Consider the following 18,756-nt stretch of genomic DNA (forward strand, 5'->3'; position numbering starts at 1 on the left):
TCGACCTGCTACCTCAGCAGGCCGCCTGCCAGCCTTCGATTGCTGGCGGGCAGTTGGCCTTGCGAGGTTGTCGAGGTCGTGAGCGTCGAAATGGGTGAGGCGCAGGCAGTGTCTTCAGCGATTCGGCTGATCAGGTCGGCGGGATGCCGTCGTTCTCGATCTGGGGATCCATGCTGCTGAACTGATTGCCTTGGGAGTCGCTGAACACGATTTCGAAGCGGAAGACCGACTGCCCGGCATCGGCGTTGACGTCGGTCAGGATCAGGGACTGCTGGTCGGCTGGGATGGCCCAGGTCAGCTGGTCAGCGGTATCAAAGGGATTGCGCTGAACGTTGATGCCAACGAAGCGAAAGCCACGGCTGATCATCGTGTAGGTAATGGTTTCAGTCTTGCCATGCTTGACTGGCAACGGCTCTGAACTGAATGCGATGCCATAGTCGGGAAACGCACCGTTGATCGACACGCTGATGGATTGGCTCATCGGAGTTCCTTTTGCTCGGGTGGAAGGGTTTCGGTGGGCTTCCGAAGGTCTGCGATCATTCGATCGAGCTCGGGCAGATCACGGATGGATGAGTTCGACCTCTGGATCAGCGAGCGCTTTGCGACGAGATATCTGAGAGACAGGCTCGATGAGTCCCGAAGGTTGGCAAGTACCCTTAGTGCTTCCGGCCAGGGACCGGCTTCACCGTCGGGGATGTGCGCGGCCAACTCTACATACAGCAGGTCAAGGTCTACGCTGGAGTTTCGCGCCTCGCGCAGAAGCTGGATCCTTTCCATCACCTCTGCGGCGCAGCCAGTGCCTGGCATGTCGAGATGGTGCAGCGCCAGACAACGAGCGCCGCTGACACGCACACGCTCGCCTTCTGGAAGCGGGCTGGTCGAAACGACCCGATGCGCTTGCTCTGCAGTCGCGAGGTGCTGGCGACTCGCCGCAGTGTTCCCCGAAGTCTTTATCGCGGCTCGGTAGCCGATCAATGCCAGCAGAACCTGGCGTCGTGGCTGTGTCGGATCGTTGGCTGCATCCTCCCGTGCCAGCGCGGCGGCGCGCAGCAGGCTGTCGATACTGGCGCCCTCTTGTCCGAGCAAATCGCTGTGGACATCAAGCATGTAGCGCAGATTGATCTCGAATCGTCTTGCTCGCGGGCTGGCGCCTGCCGCTCGTTCGTGGGCCAACAGCCTCTCCAGCGCCGTTTTTCTGCTCTCCAGCGCGGCGCGAGGCTGTCCCAAGCTTTCCTGGGCGTTGGCGACCCAAGAAAGCGAATCCACGAGGTCGAGGACGCGAGGATCCGAATCGGAATTCAACATCGCCTCGCGAACCTGCGCCGCTTGTTCAAAGTGCGCCAGCGCGTCGGATGGGCGCTCCTGGGCTAGCATCAGGGAACCAAGATTGTTCAGCGCATAGGCGATTTCGTGTTGCCCGGATTGATGGTCACCAGTGATCTCGTCGAATGCACGCGCTTCGGCTAGGTAGCGTGCCATGTGAGTTTCGGCCGCCGGGTAGTCGCGAACCCTGTAGGCGATATGACCGCGCCAGAACGCCACCTGGCCCGCCTCGAAATGAAGCTGTTCCTTCTGCCGTCCGGGCGAAGCAAGCGCCGCTTCCAACAGCCGTGCCGCCTGCTCAAGCACCGGCCCAGCCTGCTCAAACTGCTGGCGCGTCACCTGCACTTCCCCAAGCGTGCGTAGGGCCCTAGCGCGTGCCAACGCGCTCGCCGCATCACCGCGCATGTCCGCTTCACCGAGGTACTTGAGCGCTTCGGCGCCGATGCTGTCCAGCAGATCCAGACGTCCCAGCGGGCGCAGCTTGTCGGCGAGGTCGCCCAGCATGTACTGGATGAGCTGTTCGGCCTCGCCGCGACGCTGTTCCGCGAGGGCTTGTGCAGCTTCCGCCTGGGCTCGGCCGGCGCGCGCTTCGGTCAGGCCGTAGAGGGCCAGGCCAGTGCCGCCGATCAGTGCGATGCCAATGAGCGAGGCGGCGGCGGCGGCCAGCGCATTGCGTCGAAGGAAGCAGCGCAGCGCATATCCGCGCCCGCCCTGAACCGCCATCACGGGCTCGCGTTGCATCCAGCGCTGCAGGTCTTCGGCCATTGAGGCGGCCGAGGCGTAGCGCTGGTCGCGGTCTTCCGCCATGGCACGTAGCGCGATGGCGCGCAGTTCGAAGGGCACGCGCCGCAGCTGCTGGGCATCGCCCTCGCCCGGTACGCGTGTCTGCAGGCTGCGCGCGAACTCTTCGCGAAGCGCCGTGTTTTGGAGGGCGCAGCCGTCGAAGGGCAGGCCCACCTGCAGGCGCAGGCACTCGGCCAGCATCACGCCCAGGGCGTAGATGTCGCAGCGGGCATCGATGCCGGCGGGGGCGGGGTCGCGCTGCTCAGGGGCCATGTAGGCCGGCGTGCCCGCCACCTGATTGGCTTGCATCGGTGTCGGCCCATCGGCGCTGGCGCCCAGAGCGATGCCGAAGTCGATGATGCGCGGCAGCGGGCCGGCGTCGGCGTCCTGCACCAGCACGTTCTGTGGCTTCAGGTCCCGATGGATCAGGCCGCGCTGATGGGCATGCTGGATGCCGCCGCAGAGCTCGATGAACATCCGCACGAGCGACGGGGTCGGCTGCGGATACAGGCGCAGGAACTCGTCCAGCGGCCGGCCCGGCACGTACTCCATCGCGAAGTAGAGCGCCCCGTCGGGCAGGCGCCCCGCGTCGTAGATCTGGGCGATTGCGCGGTGCGAGAGCAGGGCGAGGGCCTGACGCTCCACCTCGAAGAAGGCTTCGGCCCGTGCGCTGCGCCGCTCCGGCAGCATCACCTTCAGCGCGACGTCTCGGATCAGCGGCTGCAGCTGGTGGGCCAGCCAGACCTGGCCCATGCCGCCCTTTCCCAGGCGGCGCTCCAGCTTGAAGGCCCCGATGCGTTGTCCCTCGTGCCACTCGCGGACCGGCCGCGAGGCCGCAGAGCACTTGGTGTCGAGGCCTTCAGTGCGAGGCAGGACCTGGGTCAGCTGCTCGGTGGCGGTCATCACTTCGCCGAACGAATGTTCTGATGGCCTTCACTATACGAGGCATGCAACTTGCCGCGCCAGTGGGGTGACACCGGTTTCGTGCGGGCGCGCCGCCGATCATCGCGCTGTGCGGTGAAGGGAGGGGGCCTCCCCGACACGCGCCAAGCTACTCCGGATCGTAATCCAGCACCGGCGCCAGCCAGCGTTCGGCCTCGTGCATCGGCAGGCCGCGGCGGTGGGCGTAGTCGGTGACCTGCTCCTTGCTGATGCGGCCGACCACGAAGTACTGGCTTTGCGGGTGGCTGAAGTACATGCCGCAGACGGACGCCGCTGGCGTCATCGCCAGGCCCTCGGTCAGCGCCATGCCGCAGCGCGCTTCGGCTTCGAGCAGGCGGAACAGGGTGCGCTTGGTGGTGTGGTCCGGGCAGGCGGGGTAGCCGGGTGCCGGGCGGATACCGCGGTACTGCTCGCGGACCAGTGCCTCGCAGTCCAGGTTCTCGTCTGCCGCATAGCCCCACAGCTCTTTGCGCACGCGCTCATGGGCGTATTCGGCAAGGGCTTCGGCGAAGCGGTCGGCCAGCGATTTCAGCAGGATGGCGCGGTAGTCGTCGTGTGCCGCTTCGAAGGCTCGGGCGCGGTCCTCGCAGCCGAGGCCAGCGGTGACGGCGAAGGCGCCGAACCAGTCCTCACGGCCCGCATCGTGCGGGGCGATGAAGTCCGAGAGGCAGAAGTCCGGGCGCTCGGCGGGCTTGTCGACCTGCTGGCGCAGGCCGTGGATCACCGCCAGCTCGCCGCCGTGCGCGTTGAACACCTCGATGTCGTCGCCGACGCTGTGCGCACGCCAGAGGCCCACCACCGCCTTGGCCTCCAGCCACTCGCCTTCGATGATCTCGCGCAGCATCTCCTGCGCATCGCGGAACAGCTCGCTGGCCTGCGTGCCGACGATTTCGTCGGTGAGGATGGCGGGATAGCGGCCGGCCAGCTCCCAGGCGTTGAAGAAGGGCGTCCAGTCGATGTAGTCCACCAGCGTGGCGAGATCGACCTTGAGCTCGGTGACGCCGGGCACGCGTGGGGTGGGCGGCACGTAGTTCGCCCAGTCGCCGCGAAAGCGCTGGCCGCGCGCGTGCTCCAGGCTGACCAGGCGTTTGCCGTTGCCCTTCTGCGCGTGACGGGCGCGGATATCGGCGAAGTCAGCTTCGTTGGCGGCCACAAAGTTCGCGCGCAGGTCGGCGCTGATGAGGCTCTGCGCCACGCCGACCGCACGCGAGGCGTCTTTCACCCACACCGTCGGCGACTTGTAGTGCGGTGCGATCTTGAGCGCGGTGTGTGCGCGTGAAGTGGTGGCACCGCCGATCATCAGCGGCACGTGGAAGCCCTGTCGCTGCATTTCCTTGGCGACGTGGCTCATCTCTTCCAAGGAAGGGGTGATCAGGCCGGACAGTCCGATGAGGTCGGCGTTGACCTCGCGGGCGCGGTCGAGAATCGTCTGCGCCGGCACCATCACGCCCAGGTCGACCACCTCGAAGTTGTTGCAGGCCAGCACCACGCCGACGATGTTCTTGCCGATGTCGTGCACGTCACCCTTGACCGTCGCCATCAGGATGCGGCCGTTGTTGCGGCCTACGTCGCCCGTGCGCAGTTTTTCCTCCTCGATGTAGGGCAGCAGGTAGGCCACGGCCTTCTTCATGACGCGGGCCGACTTCACCACCTGCGGCAGGAACATGCGGCCGGCGCCGAACAGATCGCCGACCACATTCATGCCGGCCATCAGCGGGCCTTCGATGACCTCCAGCGGCTTGGCGAAGCCCTGGCGGGCCTCTTCGGTGTCGGTCTCGACAAACTCGTCGATGCCGTGCACGAGGGCGTGCTTCAGGCGCTCGGCCACCGGGTTCGCGCGCCAGGCCAGCTTGGCGCTGGTGTCGGCTGTCTCGCCCTTGCCCTTCTTGTAGCGCGGGGCGATCTCCAGCAAGCGTTCGGTGGCGTCGTCTCTTCGGTTCAGCACCACGTCTTCGACGCGCTCGCGCAGTTCCGGGTCGAGGTCGTCATAGATCGGCAGCGCACCGGCGTTGACGATGCCCATGTCCATGCCGGCGCGGATCGCGTGGAACAGGAACACGGCATGGATCGCCTCGCGCACCACATTGTTGCCGCGGAAGGCGAAGCTGACGTTGGAGACGCCGCCGCTCACATGGCAGTGCGGCAGGGTCTGCTTGATGATGCGGGTGGCCTCGATGAAGTCCACCGCGTAGTTGTTGTGCTCGTCGATGCCGGTGGCCACGGCAAAGATGTTCGGGTCGAAGATGATGTCTTCAGGCGGGAAGTCGAGCTTGTCGCGCAGCAGATGGTAGGCGCGGGTACAGATTTCGACCTTGCGCGCGCAGGTGTCGGCCTGGCCCTGCTCGTCGAAGGCCATGATCACCGCGGCGGCGCCGTAGCGCTGCACCAGGCGCGCCTGCTCGAGGAAGGCCGCTTCGCCTTCCTTCATCGAAATCGAGTTGACCACGCCTTTGCCCTGCAGGCAGCGCAGGCCGGCTTCGATCACGCTCCATTTCGAGCTGTCGACCATCACCGGGATGCGCGCGATGTCGGGTTCGGCGGCGATCAGGTTGAGGTAGGTCACCATCGCCTTTTCGGCGTCGAGCATGCCCTCGTCCATGTTGACGTCGAGGATCTGCGCACCGCTTTCGACCTGCTGACGCGCGACTTCGACCGCCTCGTCGTAGCGCTGGTCGAGGATCAGCTTGCGGAACTGCGCCGAGCCGGTGACGTTGGTGCGCTCGCCGATGTTGACGAAGTTGGTGTCCGGCGTGATGACCAGCGGTTCCAGACCCGACAGCCGTGTGTAGCGGGGCGTGCTCATGCCGCGGCCTCCGTGGGAACCACGGGCAGCGCGCGCGGGGTGACGCCCTCGACCACCTTGGCGATGGCCGCGATGTGCTCGGGCGTGGTGCCGCAGCAGCCGCCCACGAGGTTGAGCAGGCCGGCCTCGGCGAATTCGCGCAGGGTGCCGGCCATGTCCTCGGGGGTTTCGTCGTAGCCGCCGAAGGCGTTCGGCAGGCCGGCGTTCGGATGACAGCTGACGTGTGTGCTTGCCACCTGGGCGAGGATGTCGACGTGCGCGCGCAGGTCCTTGGCGCCCAGGGCGCAGTTCAAGCCGATGGCGTGCGGCCGCGAATGCGCCAGCGAGTACCAGAAGGCCTCGGCGGTCTGGCCCGACAGCGTGCGCCCGCTGCGATCGGTGATCGTGCCGGAGATCATGAGCGGCAGGCGCGCGCCGCGCTGCTGGAAGACTTCCTCCACCGCGAACACGGCGGCCTTGGCGTTGAGCGTGTCGAATACGGTCTCGACCATGATGATGTCGGCGCCGCCATCGATGAGGCCTTCGGTCGCTTCCCGGTAGGCCGTCGCCAGCTCTTCGAAGCTGGTGGCGCGAAACCCGGGGTTGTTGACGTCCGGGCTGATGCTGGCCGTGCGGCTGGTGGGGCCGAGGATGCCGACGACGAAACGCGGCTTGTTGGGCGTCTTCGCTTCGATGGCGTCACAGCAGGCGCGGGCCAGCCTGGCGCCTTCCAGGTTCAACTCGCGGGCGAGATGCTCCAGCTTGTAGTCGGCCTGCGACAGCGTCGTGCTGTTGAAGGTATTGGTCTCGATGAGGTCGGCGCCGGCTTCGAGATAGGCCGTGTGGATGTCGCCGATGATCTGCGGCTGGGTCAGCGTGAGCAGGTCGTTGTTGCCCTTGAGATCGCAGCCGCAGCCTTCGCCGTGCGAGTGGCCTTCGTGTCCGCAGGGCGGCTGCGACTGCAGCGCATCCAGACCGTTGCGAAAGCGCTCACCGCGGTAGGCGGCCTCGTCGAGCGAATGACGCTGGATCATCGTGCCCATGGCGCCATCGATGATCAGGATGCGCTCGGCGAGTGCGGCTTCGAGCTTGGCGACGCGGTAGGGCTTGAGCCAGGGCAGGGCGGTGAAGCTGGGCATTGCGTGGTCTTCCTTGGCAGCGCCTGGGGTGGGCGGGCGTTCGGGGGTTCGGGGAGGCGACGATGCGATGCGGCGCACGCGACGTCTCGGATTCGGTGGTGGGCGGCTTGGGTCGCTACTGGAAAACGGGCGGTGCGGCGTTGTGCGCGCTCCATCGGGAGCGGGGCGGTACTGAGCTCACGGTGGGCCGGGGCCCAGCCTATGCGGCACGGATCGCGTGGTCCGGCAGGGCATCGCGCGCAGGCCCTCAGGCCTTGTGGGCGATCAGGGCGATGACCTCGAAGTGCGGAGGCCGGCGCTCTCGGGTCACCGTGCTCGCGGTCTGCACAGCGAGGCCCGCCTTCTCGGCAAAGCGCTTCAATTCCCTCTCGCTGAAGCCGAGATTGACGTGGCCATAGGGCGCCACCGCGGCCTGGTGTTCGTGCTTGGCCAGGCTGGTCAGCAGCAGCCGACCGCCCGGGCGCAGCACGCGACCGGCTTCCGCCACGGCCTTCGCCGGCTTGTCGGCGTAGGTGAGCGCGTGCATCAGCACCACCAGATCGAAGCTGGCTTCAGGGTAGGGCAGGGCGTGCATGTCGCCTTCAACGACTTCAACGTTCGCGTGGCGCGACAGGCGCTCGGTGGCGGCGCTCACGACCCGCGCGCTGGAGTCGATGCAGACATAGCGCTGGGCGTGCGGCGCCACCAGCTCGGCCAGCACACCATCGCCGGAGGCGATGTCGAGCACCTCGCCGGGGCGCATCAGCGGCAGCGCCGAGCGCGCCAGCGCTTCCCAGGTGCGGCCCGGCGAATAGTGGCGTTCCATGTCGCCGGCCACGGTGTCCGCCCAGTTCTCCTCGGCCGCGCGCAGGGCCAGAACTTCCGGCAGGCGTTCGGCGTCCTGTCGCAGCAGCGGATCGTCGGCGCCGCGGCACAGGGTGTCCCACAGCGCGCGCTCTGCCGGCGGCAGAGCCTCGTTGAAGCGGTAGTAGGCCGAGACGCCAGCGCGGCGATCCAGGACCAGCTCGGCCTCCTTCAGCTTGGCGAGGTGGGTAGAGACCCGCGGCTGCGCAAGCATCGTGATCGAGGCCAGCTCGGCCACGGTCAGCTCCTCGCGCTCCAGCAGCGCCAGCAGCCGCACGCGCGTGGCGTCCGCGAGCACGCGCAGGCAGGCCGACCAGGCATTCAGATCCATGTGTATCGCTTCATCGGGATTCAAAGATGAAGCAGGGTAGGCAGGGGCTTGGGGTGCGTCAAGCTTTCGCGGGCTCGGCGAATTCGAAGTTGCGGAGCGTGCGCTGCTGCACGGAGCGGGCGATCGCCGTGGCTGCAAGGCGCGGGGCGGCTTGGCTCCGCACGAGTCGCGCATCCCGGTTCTTGTAGGAGCGAGCTTGCTCGCGACCAGTGCCATGTGCGGGTCGAAGGCTGCGGTCGCCTGCGAGCAGGCTCCTGCACAGATCAGCAGCAGAAGCAGCCAGCGTGCGTATTCCGTCGACCGGCATGCCGTCGCACCACCCCTCATCCCCCAATCCCCCAATCCCCAATCCCGGCCTCCAACGCCCTCGTATCCACGAGGCCTTGATCCGGCCGCACCCTGAACCGGGTTAAACTCGCGCCGTTTTCAAGCGCCTGTTTGAATTTCCCGCCTACGCCAGGAGCCGCCATGGACTTCCACTTCACCGAAGAGCAACTGATGATCCGCGACGTCGCGCGTCGCATCGCCCAGGAGCGGATCGCCCCGACCGCTGCGGAGTTCGACGTCAGCGGCCAGTTCCCCTTGGACAACATCAAGGTGCTGGGCGAGAACGGCCTGATGGGCATCGAGGTGCCGGCCGAGTACGGCGGCGCCGGGCTGGATTCGATCGGCTACACCCTGGCCATGTTCGAGATCGCCTACGCCGACTGCGCCCACTCGACCATCGTGTCGGTCAACAACACCCTGTACTGCAACGGCCTGCTTAAGAACGGCAACGAAGAGCAGAAGCACAAGTACGTGACTCCGATCGCCACCGGCGAAGCCATTGGCGCCTATGCGCTGACCGAGCCGCAGTCAGGCTCGGACGCCTCCGCCATGCGCACCCGCGCCGTGCTGTCGGCCGACGGCTCGCACTACGTGGTCAACGGCAAGAAGAGCTGGATCACCTCCGGCCCGGTGGCGAAGTACATCATGCTGTTCGCCATGACCGCGCCGGAGAAAGGCGCCAAGGGCATCAGCGCCTTCATCATCGACACCGAGCGCGATGGCTTCTATCGCGGCAAGACCGAGCCCAAGCTCGGCATCCGCGCGTCGGCCACCTGCGAGATTGAACTCACCGACTACAAAATCCCGGTCGAGGATCGCATCGGCGCCGAGGGCGAGGGCTTCAAGATCGCCATGGGCGTGCTCGATGCCGGCCGCATCGGTATCGCTGCCCAAGCGGTGGGCTTGGCGCGCGCCGCGTACGACGCTGCGGTGGCCTATGTGAAGGAGCGCAAGAGCTTCGGCCAGCCGATCGGCAGCTTCCAGATGATCCAGGCCAAGATCGCCGACATGAAATGCCGACTGGACGCCGCCGAGCTGCTCACCCTGCGCGCGGCCTGGGCCAAGCAGGAATCGCTGAAGACCGGCGCGCGCTTCTCGACCGAGGCCTCGGTGGCCAAGCTCACGGCCTCTGAGGCGGCCATGTACATCACCCACCAGGCTCTGCAGATCCACGGTGGCATGGGCTACTCGAAGGAGATGCCGCTGGAGCGCTTCTTCCGCGACGCCAAGATCACCGAGATCTACGAGGGCACCAGCGAGATCCAGCGCCTGGTGATCGCTCGCAACGAGACCGGCCTGCGCTGAGTCCGCGACGTCCGCGTCAGCCGAGAACGCGCCGGAACGATCCGGCGCGTTTCCGTGTCAGCGTGGCGCACCCGCTGCGGGCCTTCCAAAGTCATTGCGGCCGCGTATCCTGCGGGCTCCGCATCGCTTGTCACAGCGCCTGGGCGCGTGCGTCGGGTGCGGCGTGATCCACCTGCTTGGGGCGGTGGGCTGGACCGGGGGCTTGCGTGGACCGCTTCTTCGACATCGCACTGTCGTTTCCAACGCTGATCCTGAGCCTGCTGCTGCTGGTTGCGGTGGGCTACTGGCTGCTGACCCTTCTTGGCCTGCTGGACCTTGAGGTGCTCGACCTGCCCGAGGTGGCCGACAGCGAGGGCTTGATGGGCGTTTTTTCGGGCCTGCTGCTCAAGTGCCGCCTGCAAGGGCTGCCCGTTGCCCTGATCTACTCCGCGGTCGTGCTGATCGCCTGGGTCTTTGTCTATCTGGCCAGCGCTCTGCTGTTCGGCCTCATCGACAGCGCAGCGCTCCGCCTCGCCGTCGGCGCTGTGGCCATTCCGTTCGCAGTGTTCTTGGCGCTGCCGTTCGCGGGGCTGGCCCTGCAGCCCTTGAAGGGGCTGTTTGCACGCGTCGAAGGTCGCAAGGCCGAATCGCTGCTGGGCGAGATCGTCCGCATCCGCTCGGCGGAAGCCACTGCGCACGCCGGCACCGCTGACTACGACGACGGCGCGGCCGGGCTGATTCTGCAGGTGCGCGCAGCCGGTACGATTCTGAAACGCGGTGAGCGGGCCTTGATCGTTGAATACTTGGAGGGCCAGAACGCCTATCGCGTCACGCCGCCCTGAGCCCTGCCACGCGCTCGCGGCCGCCCGCGCATCGCAGCGCCACTCTTGACCTTTCCCGCTGCCCGGAGCGCGTCGCCGGGACTGTTTTCTGGTCGCTTCACCTTTCGTACCGCTCGCCTCACCCAGGAGCCCCGCATGGACTTTGCAGCCCTTCCCTTCGCCGTTGTCGTCATCGGCGCCGTCATCCTTTTTCTGCTCGGCGTCATGGTTCTGTTCAAGGCCTTCTACATCAAGGTGCCGCAGGGCACCGCCTTGATCGTGAACGACCTCTCCTCGACGCCCAAGGTCCACTTCACCGGCGCCCTGGTGTACCCGGTGATCTACAAGAAGGAGTTCATGCGCATCTCGCTGATCACCCTCGAGGTGGACCGGCGCGGCAAGGACGGCCTGATCTGTCGCGACAATATGCGCGCCGACATAACCGTGGCCTTCTACCTGCGCGTCAACGAGACCCAGCAGGACGTACTCAAGGTGGCCAAGGCCATCGGCGTCGATCGGGCCTCCGACAAGGCGGCGGTCAACGAGCTGTTCAACGCCAAGTTCTCGGAAGCCTTGAAGACGGTCGGCAAGCAGATCGACTTCGTCAAGCTGTTCGAGAACCGTCAGGAGTTCCGCGACCGCATCGTCGAAGTCATCGGCAATGATCTGAACGGCTATGTGCTTGAGGACGTCGCCATCGACTATCTGGAGCAGACGCCGAAGGCCTCGCTCGACCCCAGCAATATTCTCGACGCCGAGGGCATCCGCAAGATCACCGAGCTCACTGCCGCGCAGAACGTCATCACCAACGAGCTGGAGCGCAACGAAGAGCTGGCGATCACCAAGAAGAACGTCGAGACCAAGGAGGCCCTGCTTGCGCTGGCGCGTCAGCAGGCCGATGCCGAGGCCCGTCAGGCGCGCGAGATCGCCACCATCAAGGCGCGCGAAGAAGCCGAGACGATGAAGGTGCAGGAAGAGGAGCGCCTGAAGGCCGAGCAGGCACGCCTGGCCGCGCAAGAGCAGATCGACATCCGTGACCAGAACCGGATGCGTGAGGTCGAGGTGGCCGAGCAGAACCGCCAGCGCGCAGTGATCATCGAGAAGGAAAAGGTCGAGCGCGCCCGCGCGCTGGAAGTGGTCTCGCGCGAGCGCGAGGTCGAGCTGCAGCGCATCGAGAAAGAAAAGGCCCTGGAAGAACAGCGCAAGCTGATCGCCAACGTGGTGCGCGAGCGCATCGCGGTCGACAAGACGGTGGCGCAGGAAGAAGAGCGCATCAAGGAAGTGCGCGAGATCTCCGAGGCCGAACGCGCCAAGCAGGTCGCGATTCTGGACGCCCAGGCCCGTGCCGAAGAAGAGCTGGTCAAGCAGGTCAAGCAGGCCGAAGCCGATGAGAGCAAGGCCAAGCACAAGGCCGTCGAGATCACCACGCTGGCGCAGGCGGAACTGGAAGCCGCTGGCAAGCAATCCGAGGCCAAGCGCAAGCTGGCCGAAGGCATCGAAGCCGAGCGCGCGGCGCCGGGTCTCGCCGATGCGCGCGTGCGCGAAGTGAATGCGGCGGCGCTGGAGAAGGAAGGCCTGGCGCAAGCCAAGGTCGTGGCCGAAAAGCTGATGGCGGAAGCGCGCGGCGAGCAGGAGAAGGGCTTCGCACACGCGCGGGTCGTCGAGGCGCACGCCGATGCCAAGCAGAAGGAAGGCCTGGCCGAGGCCAAGGTGCTGGAAGAAAAGCTCGGCGCACAGGCGCGCGGCGAGGAGCAGATCGGCGGAGCCAAGGCCGTCGCTACCCGCGAGATCGGTCTGTCGGAAGCCGAGGTGTTGAAGCGTCGCTACGAGTCGGAGGCCGAGGGTCTGGTCAAGAAGTTCGAGGCGCTGTCGGGCCTGTCCGACTCCGCGCGGGCGCACGAAGAGTTCCGCATGAAGCTGGAGAAGAACTTCGAGCAGGCCATGGCCGCGATCGAGGCCAACAAGGACATCGCTCGCGAGCAGGCCGACGTGCTGGCGGCAGCGCTGTCCAAGGCCAAGGTCGACATCGTCGGCGGCGGCGGCGAGTTCTTCGAGACCTTCGCCAAGGCGCTCAGCGTCGGCAAGGCGATCGAGGGCGCGGTCGGCAAAAGCCCGGTGGTTCAGGACGTGCTGTCGAAGTTTCTGGGCGGTGGGGTGACGGCGGGGAAGGTGGCGGCGTTGAAGGCGGCGGAGGCTTCGACTTCGCAAAGCGCTGATGCTTCCACTGCTGCCGACTCCCCGGAGCCGAGGGCCTAGCTTCCAGAGCCCCTCTCCCACCGGGAGAGGGGTTGGGGTGAGGGGCAGTGCATGGCGTTCTCTATCGGCGTTCGATGCAGCGCTCTGCAGCCGAAGCATGCTGTCTCGGCGTTGAGGCTGGTGCACGTCCAGCCCCTCACCCCAACCCCTCTCCCGTTGGGAGAGAGGCTTGAAGCGCGCTCCGGGCTTTGGCAAGGCGCGCGTCCCCCGCCTTACAGGTTGACCTCATGACCACACCCGAATCCCTCGTAGACCAGGCCGTCGCCGAAGGCGGCGCCTATGAAGTGCTGCGCGCGCGCTTGCTGGAGCAGGGCGGGCGTCTGCGTGGCCTCGCCGAAGGGCTGAATCGCCAGCGGCTGGACGAGTTCGGCAGCAGCGAGCTCAAGATCATCGGCCGCCTGCGCGTGCGCACCGAGCACAATGCGGTGGCGCGCGACCTCGTACGGGTCGGCGACTACCTGCTGTTCGGCTACAACGTGTTCCTGGGCCTGAAGCGCGAGACCCAGATCAGCGATGTGTTCGCGCTGTATCGCCTGGTGGAGGCGGAAGGTGGGTTCGACGTCGAGCCGGTCGAGCTTGCCAGCAGCTTCCTGGGCGGACAGAGCTTCGTGCAGGATTTCCGCGAGCTGTACGCCTACTACAAGAACACCCGCCTGCTGCAGCTGGTGACGCGCGATGGCCTGCTGCTGGCGGCGTTCCAGATCGGCGAGCGCCTGTCGGACGTGCGCGTGTTCCGCTTCAGCGTCTCGCCCGCCGGCGAGGTGCGTTATATCGACAACCGCGGCGAGCGCGACATCGCGCTGCCGCCGATCCATGACTTCGAGTGGACGCGCTGCGGCCGCGAGCACGTGGTCGAGGGCCGCTTTCCGCACATGAACGTGCTGGATCAGGTCTTTGTCGAGACCATCGGCGGCGACCTCACGATCAAGATCGAGAACAACACCGAGGACGGCCTCGGCATCTACCGCGAGGCGGTCGATGACGCGACGCAGAGTATCGACGATGCCCGCATCGACTACGCGCGCGTCGGCGACCTGATCCTGCTGCGCGTGCAGCCCTACCGTGAGGAAGTGGTTCGCCACTTCGTCTACAGCCTGGTGGCGCGCAAGGTCTACCGCATCGATTCGATCGGGCAGAGCTGCGTGCAGCTGCCTGAGGACCACGGCATCGTCTATCCCGGCGGCTACGTGCTGCAGAACGGCGAGCAGCGCAGCTTCGAGCGCAGCATGCAGGGCATGCGCTTCAAGCGCAGCCTGCGCTCGCCGAACGGCGAAGACGTGCTGTTCATCTTCTACGAGCCGGAGAGCGGGGCGAAGGCGCTGTTCACCTACAACCTCATCGAGCGGCGCTTGGCGACGCCGCTGTTCGGTCACGGCTATGCGCGGCTGGAGGACGGCCGCTTCGTGCTGTTCTCGGTGGACAGCCACGAGCCCACGCGCGTGCATCCGATGCAGGTCTGGCAGACGCCGTTCTGGAGCGAGGAGTTCGCCGCCGCCAAGCCGCCGGCAACGAGCTTCATGGGCCGCATCGGCAATGCCGAGCTGGTGCGCGGTATCTCGGATCTGCTCTCGCTGGTGCGCGAGATTTCCAGCGAGGAAGTCAGCGCCACCCGCTACAGCCTGCTGAGCCAGAACAGCCGGCGCCTGTTCGATCTGCACCACTGGCTCGACAGCGCCGAATGCGCGGGTGTGGCGCCGCTGGTGCGCGAGATTGCTGGCACCGCTGAGTCCGTGCTGGATGAGTTCGAGAAAGTCGAGAGCATCCGCGCGCAGAGCGAGCGCAGTCTGCGCGAGGCGCGCAGCGCGCAGGGCGAGCTGCTGGCGCGGGCCCGGCCCGAGCGCTGCGAGAGCGTCAACGACTACGTCGACGGACTGTCCGGCCTGCAGGCCCAGCGCGGCCGCCTGCTGGCGCTGCGCGAGGCGCGCTACATGGACGTGGCCGCGGTCGATGCGCTCGAAGCCGAAGTCGTCGAAGCGCAGGCGCGTTTGTCGTCCGCGACCGGCGAGTTCCTCGCGTCGGCCGCCGCGCTGAAGCCGCTCGATCAGCGCCTGCGCGCGCTCGATGGCGAGGCCGGCAAGGCCCAGGGTGTGGCCCAGCTGAAGGCGCCGCTGGAGGGCATGGCCCAGCTCTCGCTGGATCTGGACCTGCTTTCGAACCTGTTGGCCGGGCTGCCGATCGAGGACGCGCAGCAGCGCACCCAGGTGGTCGAGACGATCTCCGAGCTGTACGCGCGGCTGAACCAGGCCCGTGCCCGCGCTGAGCAGCAGCGCAAGGCGCTGGGCACTCGCGAGGCAGTGGCCCAGTTCGGCGCGCAGTTCGCGCTGTTTGGGCAGAGTCTTGCCTCGGCGCTGAGCCTGTCGACCGACCCCGAGCGCAGCGAGGAGCAGCTGGCGCGCGTGCTGCTGCAGCTCGAAGAACTCGAAAGCCGCTTCGGCGAGCATGAGCAGTTTCTGCAGGACATCCTGGCCAAGCGCGAGGAGGTGCTGGAGACCTTCGAGAGCCATCGCCAGGCGCTGCTGGACGAGCGTCAGCGTCGCGCGCAGGGGCTGCACGAAGCCGCGCTGCGCATCTTCGAAGGCCTTGCACGGCGCACCGAGCGGCTGCAAGCGGTCGAGGCCCTGCACGCCTTCTTCGCTGGCGATGCGCTGATTCTCAAGCTGCGGGAGTTGGCAGCGCGCCTGCGCGAGCTGCGCGACAGCGTCAAGGCCGACGACATCGAAGCCCGCATCAAGGCGGCGCGTGATGCCGCCCTGCGCGGCCAGCGCGATCGCAGCGAGCTGTTCGAGGACGGCGGCAACACCATCAAGCTGGGCCCGCGGCACCGCTTCAGCGTCAACACCCAGGCGCTGGATCTGACAATGCTGCCCAGAGGCGGCGAGCTCTGCCTGCATCTCACCGGCACCGAGTACTACGAGCCGCTTGGCGATGAACAGCTGACCCAACTGCGCGCGTTTGCCGAGCACACGCTGGAGTCGGAGTCTGCCCACGTCTGCCGCGCCGAGTACCTCGCCGCCAGCCTGTTCGAGGCCGCGCGCGCCGCCAGCGAAGCTCAGAGTCTCGCGACGCTGCAGGCTGAGCTCGGGAATCTCGATGCGCTGTCGAAGCGCCTGCGCGAGTTCACTGCTTCGCGCTACCGCGAGGGCTACGAGAAGGGCATCCACGATACGGATGCCGCGCGCATTCTCGCCGCCTGGCTGCCGTTGCGGCAGGCCGCCGGCCACTTGATCCATGCGCCGGCAGCACGCGCCCTGGCGGCACTCGCCTGGCAGGCACAGGCCAACAGCGACAGCGCCAGCCTCTGGCCGCTGCGCGCGCGGCAAGCGCGGCAGCTGATCGAGACTTTGGGCCACGCCGCCGCCGGCGAGCGCTTGATGGCCGAGATCGCGCGCGAGGTCGAGCGCTTTCGCGCGGCAGCGGCCATCGAACTCGATGCCACGCTGAGCAGCGACGCCGCGCGCTATCTGGTGGAGGTGCTGGGCGAGGAGCATCCGCAGTTCCTGTTCACTGCGGCCGCGCGACGCCTTGTGCAAGGCTTGAAGGAGCGATTGGCCACCGGCCATCGCTGGGAGGATCTGCAGGCCGCCGCGGAGGCGCTGGCGGCGCGACCGGGCGAGGCCCTGGGGCTGTGGCTGCAGTGGTTCGAAGCCCTGTGCGCCGAACCCGCCTTCGCCGAGCTGGCCCAGCATGCCATCGAGGCCGCCGCACTCATGCGCGTGGAGGCTCAGCTGCCCACGCGGATCAGCGAAGCCGATCTTGCTGTAGAGATCAGCGGCCTGCTGAGCAGCCATCCTCGTATCGAGCAGGGCAGGCTGCGCCTGCGCATCGACGACTTCGAGGCGCGCCTGCGCCGCCATCGCGAGCAGCATCTGCCCGGCTTGCGTGCCTTCCAGGCGCGTCGACACGCGCTGATCGAGGAAGGCCGCGCGCGCCTGCGATTGGCCGAGTTCAAGCCGCGGCCCCTGACCTCGTTCGTGCGCAACAAGCTGATCAGCGAGGTCTACCTGCCCATCATCGGTGACAACCTCGCCAAGCAGATGGGCACGGTGGGCGAGGGCAAGCGCTCGGACCTGATGGGCCTGCTGATGCTGATCAGCCCACCCGGCTACGGCAAAACCACGTTGATGGAGTACGTGGCGCACGCGCTGGGTCTGGTCTTCATGAAGATCAACGGGCCTTCGCTGGGCCACGAAGTGCGCTCGCTGGATCCGACCCAGGCGCCCGATGCAGGAGCGCGGCAAGAGCTGGAGAAGCTCAATCTCGCGCTGGAGATGGGCAGCAACGTGATGCTGTACGTCGACGACATCCAGCACACGCATCCGGAGTTCCTGCAGAAGTTCATCTCGCTCTGCGACGGCACCCGCCGCATCGAGGGTGTCTGGCAAGGCCGCAGCTGCACCTATGACATGCGCGGCAAGAAGTTTTGCGTGGTCATGGCGGGCAACCCGTACACGGAAAGCGGCGAGGTCTTCAAGATCCCGGACATGCTGGCCAACCGCGCCGACGTCTACAACCTGGGCGAGGTGCTGGGCGGCAAGGAGGACGCGTTCCTCTTGAGCTACGTCGAGAACTCCCTGACCGCGCAGCCGGTGCTCGCGCCGCTGGCGACCCGTGATCTCAACGACCTCTACAAACTGGTCGAACGCGCGCAGGGTCGCGAGTTCTCGGCGAACGCGCTCAGCCACAGCTATTCGACGGCTGAGCTCAACGAGCTCACGGCCGTGCTGAAGAACCTGCTGGCGGTGCGCGACATCGTCTACCGGGTCAACCAGGCCTACATCGCCAGCGCCGCCCAGGCCGAGGCCTACCGCACCGAGCCGCCCTTCAAGCTGCAGGGCAGCTACCGCAACATGAACAAGCTGGCCGAGAAGATCTCCTCGGTGATGAATGCAGTCGAGCTGCAGAAGCTCATCGACGACCACTACCTCGGCGAGTCGCAGCTGCTGACCGGCGGCGCCGAGGAGAACCTGCTCAAGCTGGCTGAGATCCGCGGCACCCTGGATTCCGCGCGTGCAGAACGCTGGCAGGCGATCAAGCAGGGCTTCCAGCGCAACAAGGCGCTGGGCGGCGCCGACAGCGACACCGGCACGCGGGTGATCGCGCAGCTGCATGATCTCGTTGCCAGCGTGCAGTCGCTCGGCGCGCAGGCCAGCGCAGTCAAGCCCGCGCAGAGCGCGCCCGAACTGATCCAGCTGCTGCAGCGCATCCTCGACGAGCAGGTGCTGAATCGCACCTTCTCGCGCGATACCGCTGCCGATGCCGCGATGTGGCTGGGTGGCCTGCGCAACGCGCTGGACGTGGGCTTCCGTCCTTTGGTGGAAGCGGTGCAGGCGCGCCAGCAGGGCAGCGAGGCCGAGCGTGAGCAGCTGGCCTCGCTTGTCCAGCAGGTGCAGGCGCTCAACAGAATTCTGGCGGCGCGGAAAAGCTGACGACGGTCCTCGCGGCCGCCCGCGGCGCGCGATCAGCGTGCGCTTGACGCGCACTTCCACGACGCCTAAGGTGCGCGCGTCGAGGTTCTATCGCTTCATGCAGATGAAGCGATTGGATTAATAGGGAAGCCGGTGAGGCATGCGCTCGGGTCTGCATTCATTGAGGCCCAGGCTCAGCACAGTCCGGCACTGCCCCGCAGCGGTAATTGGAAACGAACGCCGTCATCCGCACTGGTCTTCCAGACCGGGAAGCGACGGCCAGTAGGCCCGCGCATCTGCGCCCGTCCATAAGTCCGAAGACCTGCCTCGACCGGAGAGCGCTGCTCTCCGACCGACCCGCGGGCTGTGGGCGCCGCTTGCGCACGCAGTCCGGGTTCGCCCGAGGGGGCGAAGGTCGCACAGCTGCGTTTCGCGCAGGCCCGCAAGGGTCTGCGGTGCTGTCCGCGTGACTCGGGCAGTGCGTGCTCTCACCCTGGCCGCGGCTGGCCTTCGCTCCTCA

The 18,756-nt window shown here is 66.8% G+C and carries 9 protein-coding genes and 1 riboswitch; of the genes, 4 read left to right on the plus strand and 5 right to left on the minus strand.

From position 1 onward, the window contains the following. Positions 1–130 precede the first annotated feature (130 nt). The 5 genes from H4O13_05530 to H4O13_05550 form a co-directional block, all read right to left on the minus strand. A complete protein-coding gene (locus H4O13_05530; GenBank protein ID MBE5314848.1) occupies positions 131–481 on the minus strand; it encodes a DP-EP family protein in 351 nt (116 codons plus the stop codon). Next, positions 478–3,009 carry a serine/threonine protein kinase gene (locus H4O13_05535; protein MBE5314849.1) on the minus strand — a complete coding sequence of 844 codons (2,532 nt, stop codon included), beginning with the start codon at positions 3,007–3,009 and terminating at the stop codon, positions 478–480. Before H4O13_05535 ends, H4O13_05530 begins: the two co-directional genes overlap by 4 nt. 148 nt (positions 3,010–3,157) lie before the next feature. Then, positions 3,158–5,851, minus strand: coding sequence for a methionine synthase (metH, locus tag H4O13_05540; GenBank protein ID MBE5314850.1), 2,694 nt, complete (start codon positions 5,849–5,851; stop codon positions 3,158–3,160). Continuing rightward, positions 5,848–6,969: a homocysteine S-methyltransferase family protein gene (locus tag H4O13_05545; protein ID MBE5314851.1), complete on the minus strand. Its 1,122-nt coding sequence runs from the start codon at positions 6,967–6,969 to the stop codon at positions 5,848–5,850. The genes metH and H4O13_05545 overlap by 4 nt, the downstream gene beginning before the upstream one ends. Positions 6,970–7,216: 247 nt before the next feature. Beyond that, positions 7,217–8,143 (minus strand): metalloregulator ArsR/SmtB family transcription factor, encoded by a 927-nt coding sequence (locus H4O13_05550; GenBank protein MBE5314852.1) that lies wholly within the window; start codon positions 8,141–8,143, stop codon positions 7,217–7,219. A 468-nt stretch (positions 8,144–8,611) separates the two neighbouring features. On the opposite strand from H4O13_05550, the gene H4O13_05555 reads away from it, so the two are divergent. The 4 genes from H4O13_05555 to H4O13_05570 all read left to right on the plus strand — a co-directional run bounded on the left by H4O13_05555 (position 8,612) and on the right by H4O13_05570 (position 18,257). Then, positions 8,612–9,775, plus strand: a complete 1,164-nt coding sequence (locus H4O13_05555; protein MBE5314853.1) for an acyl-CoA dehydrogenase family protein — start codon at positions 8,612–8,614, stop codon at positions 9,773–9,775. Positions 9,776–9,981: 206 nt separating this feature from the next. After that, positions 9,982–10,596, plus strand: coding sequence for a hypothetical protein (locus tag H4O13_05560; GenBank protein MBE5314854.1), 615 nt, complete (start codon positions 9,982–9,984; stop codon positions 10,594–10,596). A gap of 135 nt (positions 10,597–10,731) precedes the next feature. Continuing rightward, positions 10,732–12,831: a flotillin family protein gene (locus tag H4O13_05565; protein MBE5314855.1), complete on the plus strand. Its 2,100-nt coding sequence runs from the start codon at positions 10,732–10,734 to the stop codon at positions 12,829–12,831. Between the two features lie 227 nt (positions 12,832–13,058). Further along, positions 13,059–18,257, plus strand: a complete 5,199-nt coding sequence (locus H4O13_05570) for a DNA repair ATPase (protein ID MBE5314856.1) — start codon at positions 13,059–13,061, stop codon at positions 18,255–18,257. 65 nt (positions 18,258–18,322) lie between these two features. Further along, positions 18,323–18,581: riboswitch (cobalamin riboswitch) on the plus strand. The last annotated feature ends 175 nt before the right edge of the window (positions 18,582–18,756 follow it).

It is taken from the genome of Lysobacterales bacterium, assembly GCA_014946745.1.
GTDB lineage: Bacteria > Pseudomonadota > Gammaproteobacteria > Xanthomonadales > Xanthomonadaceae > Aquimonas.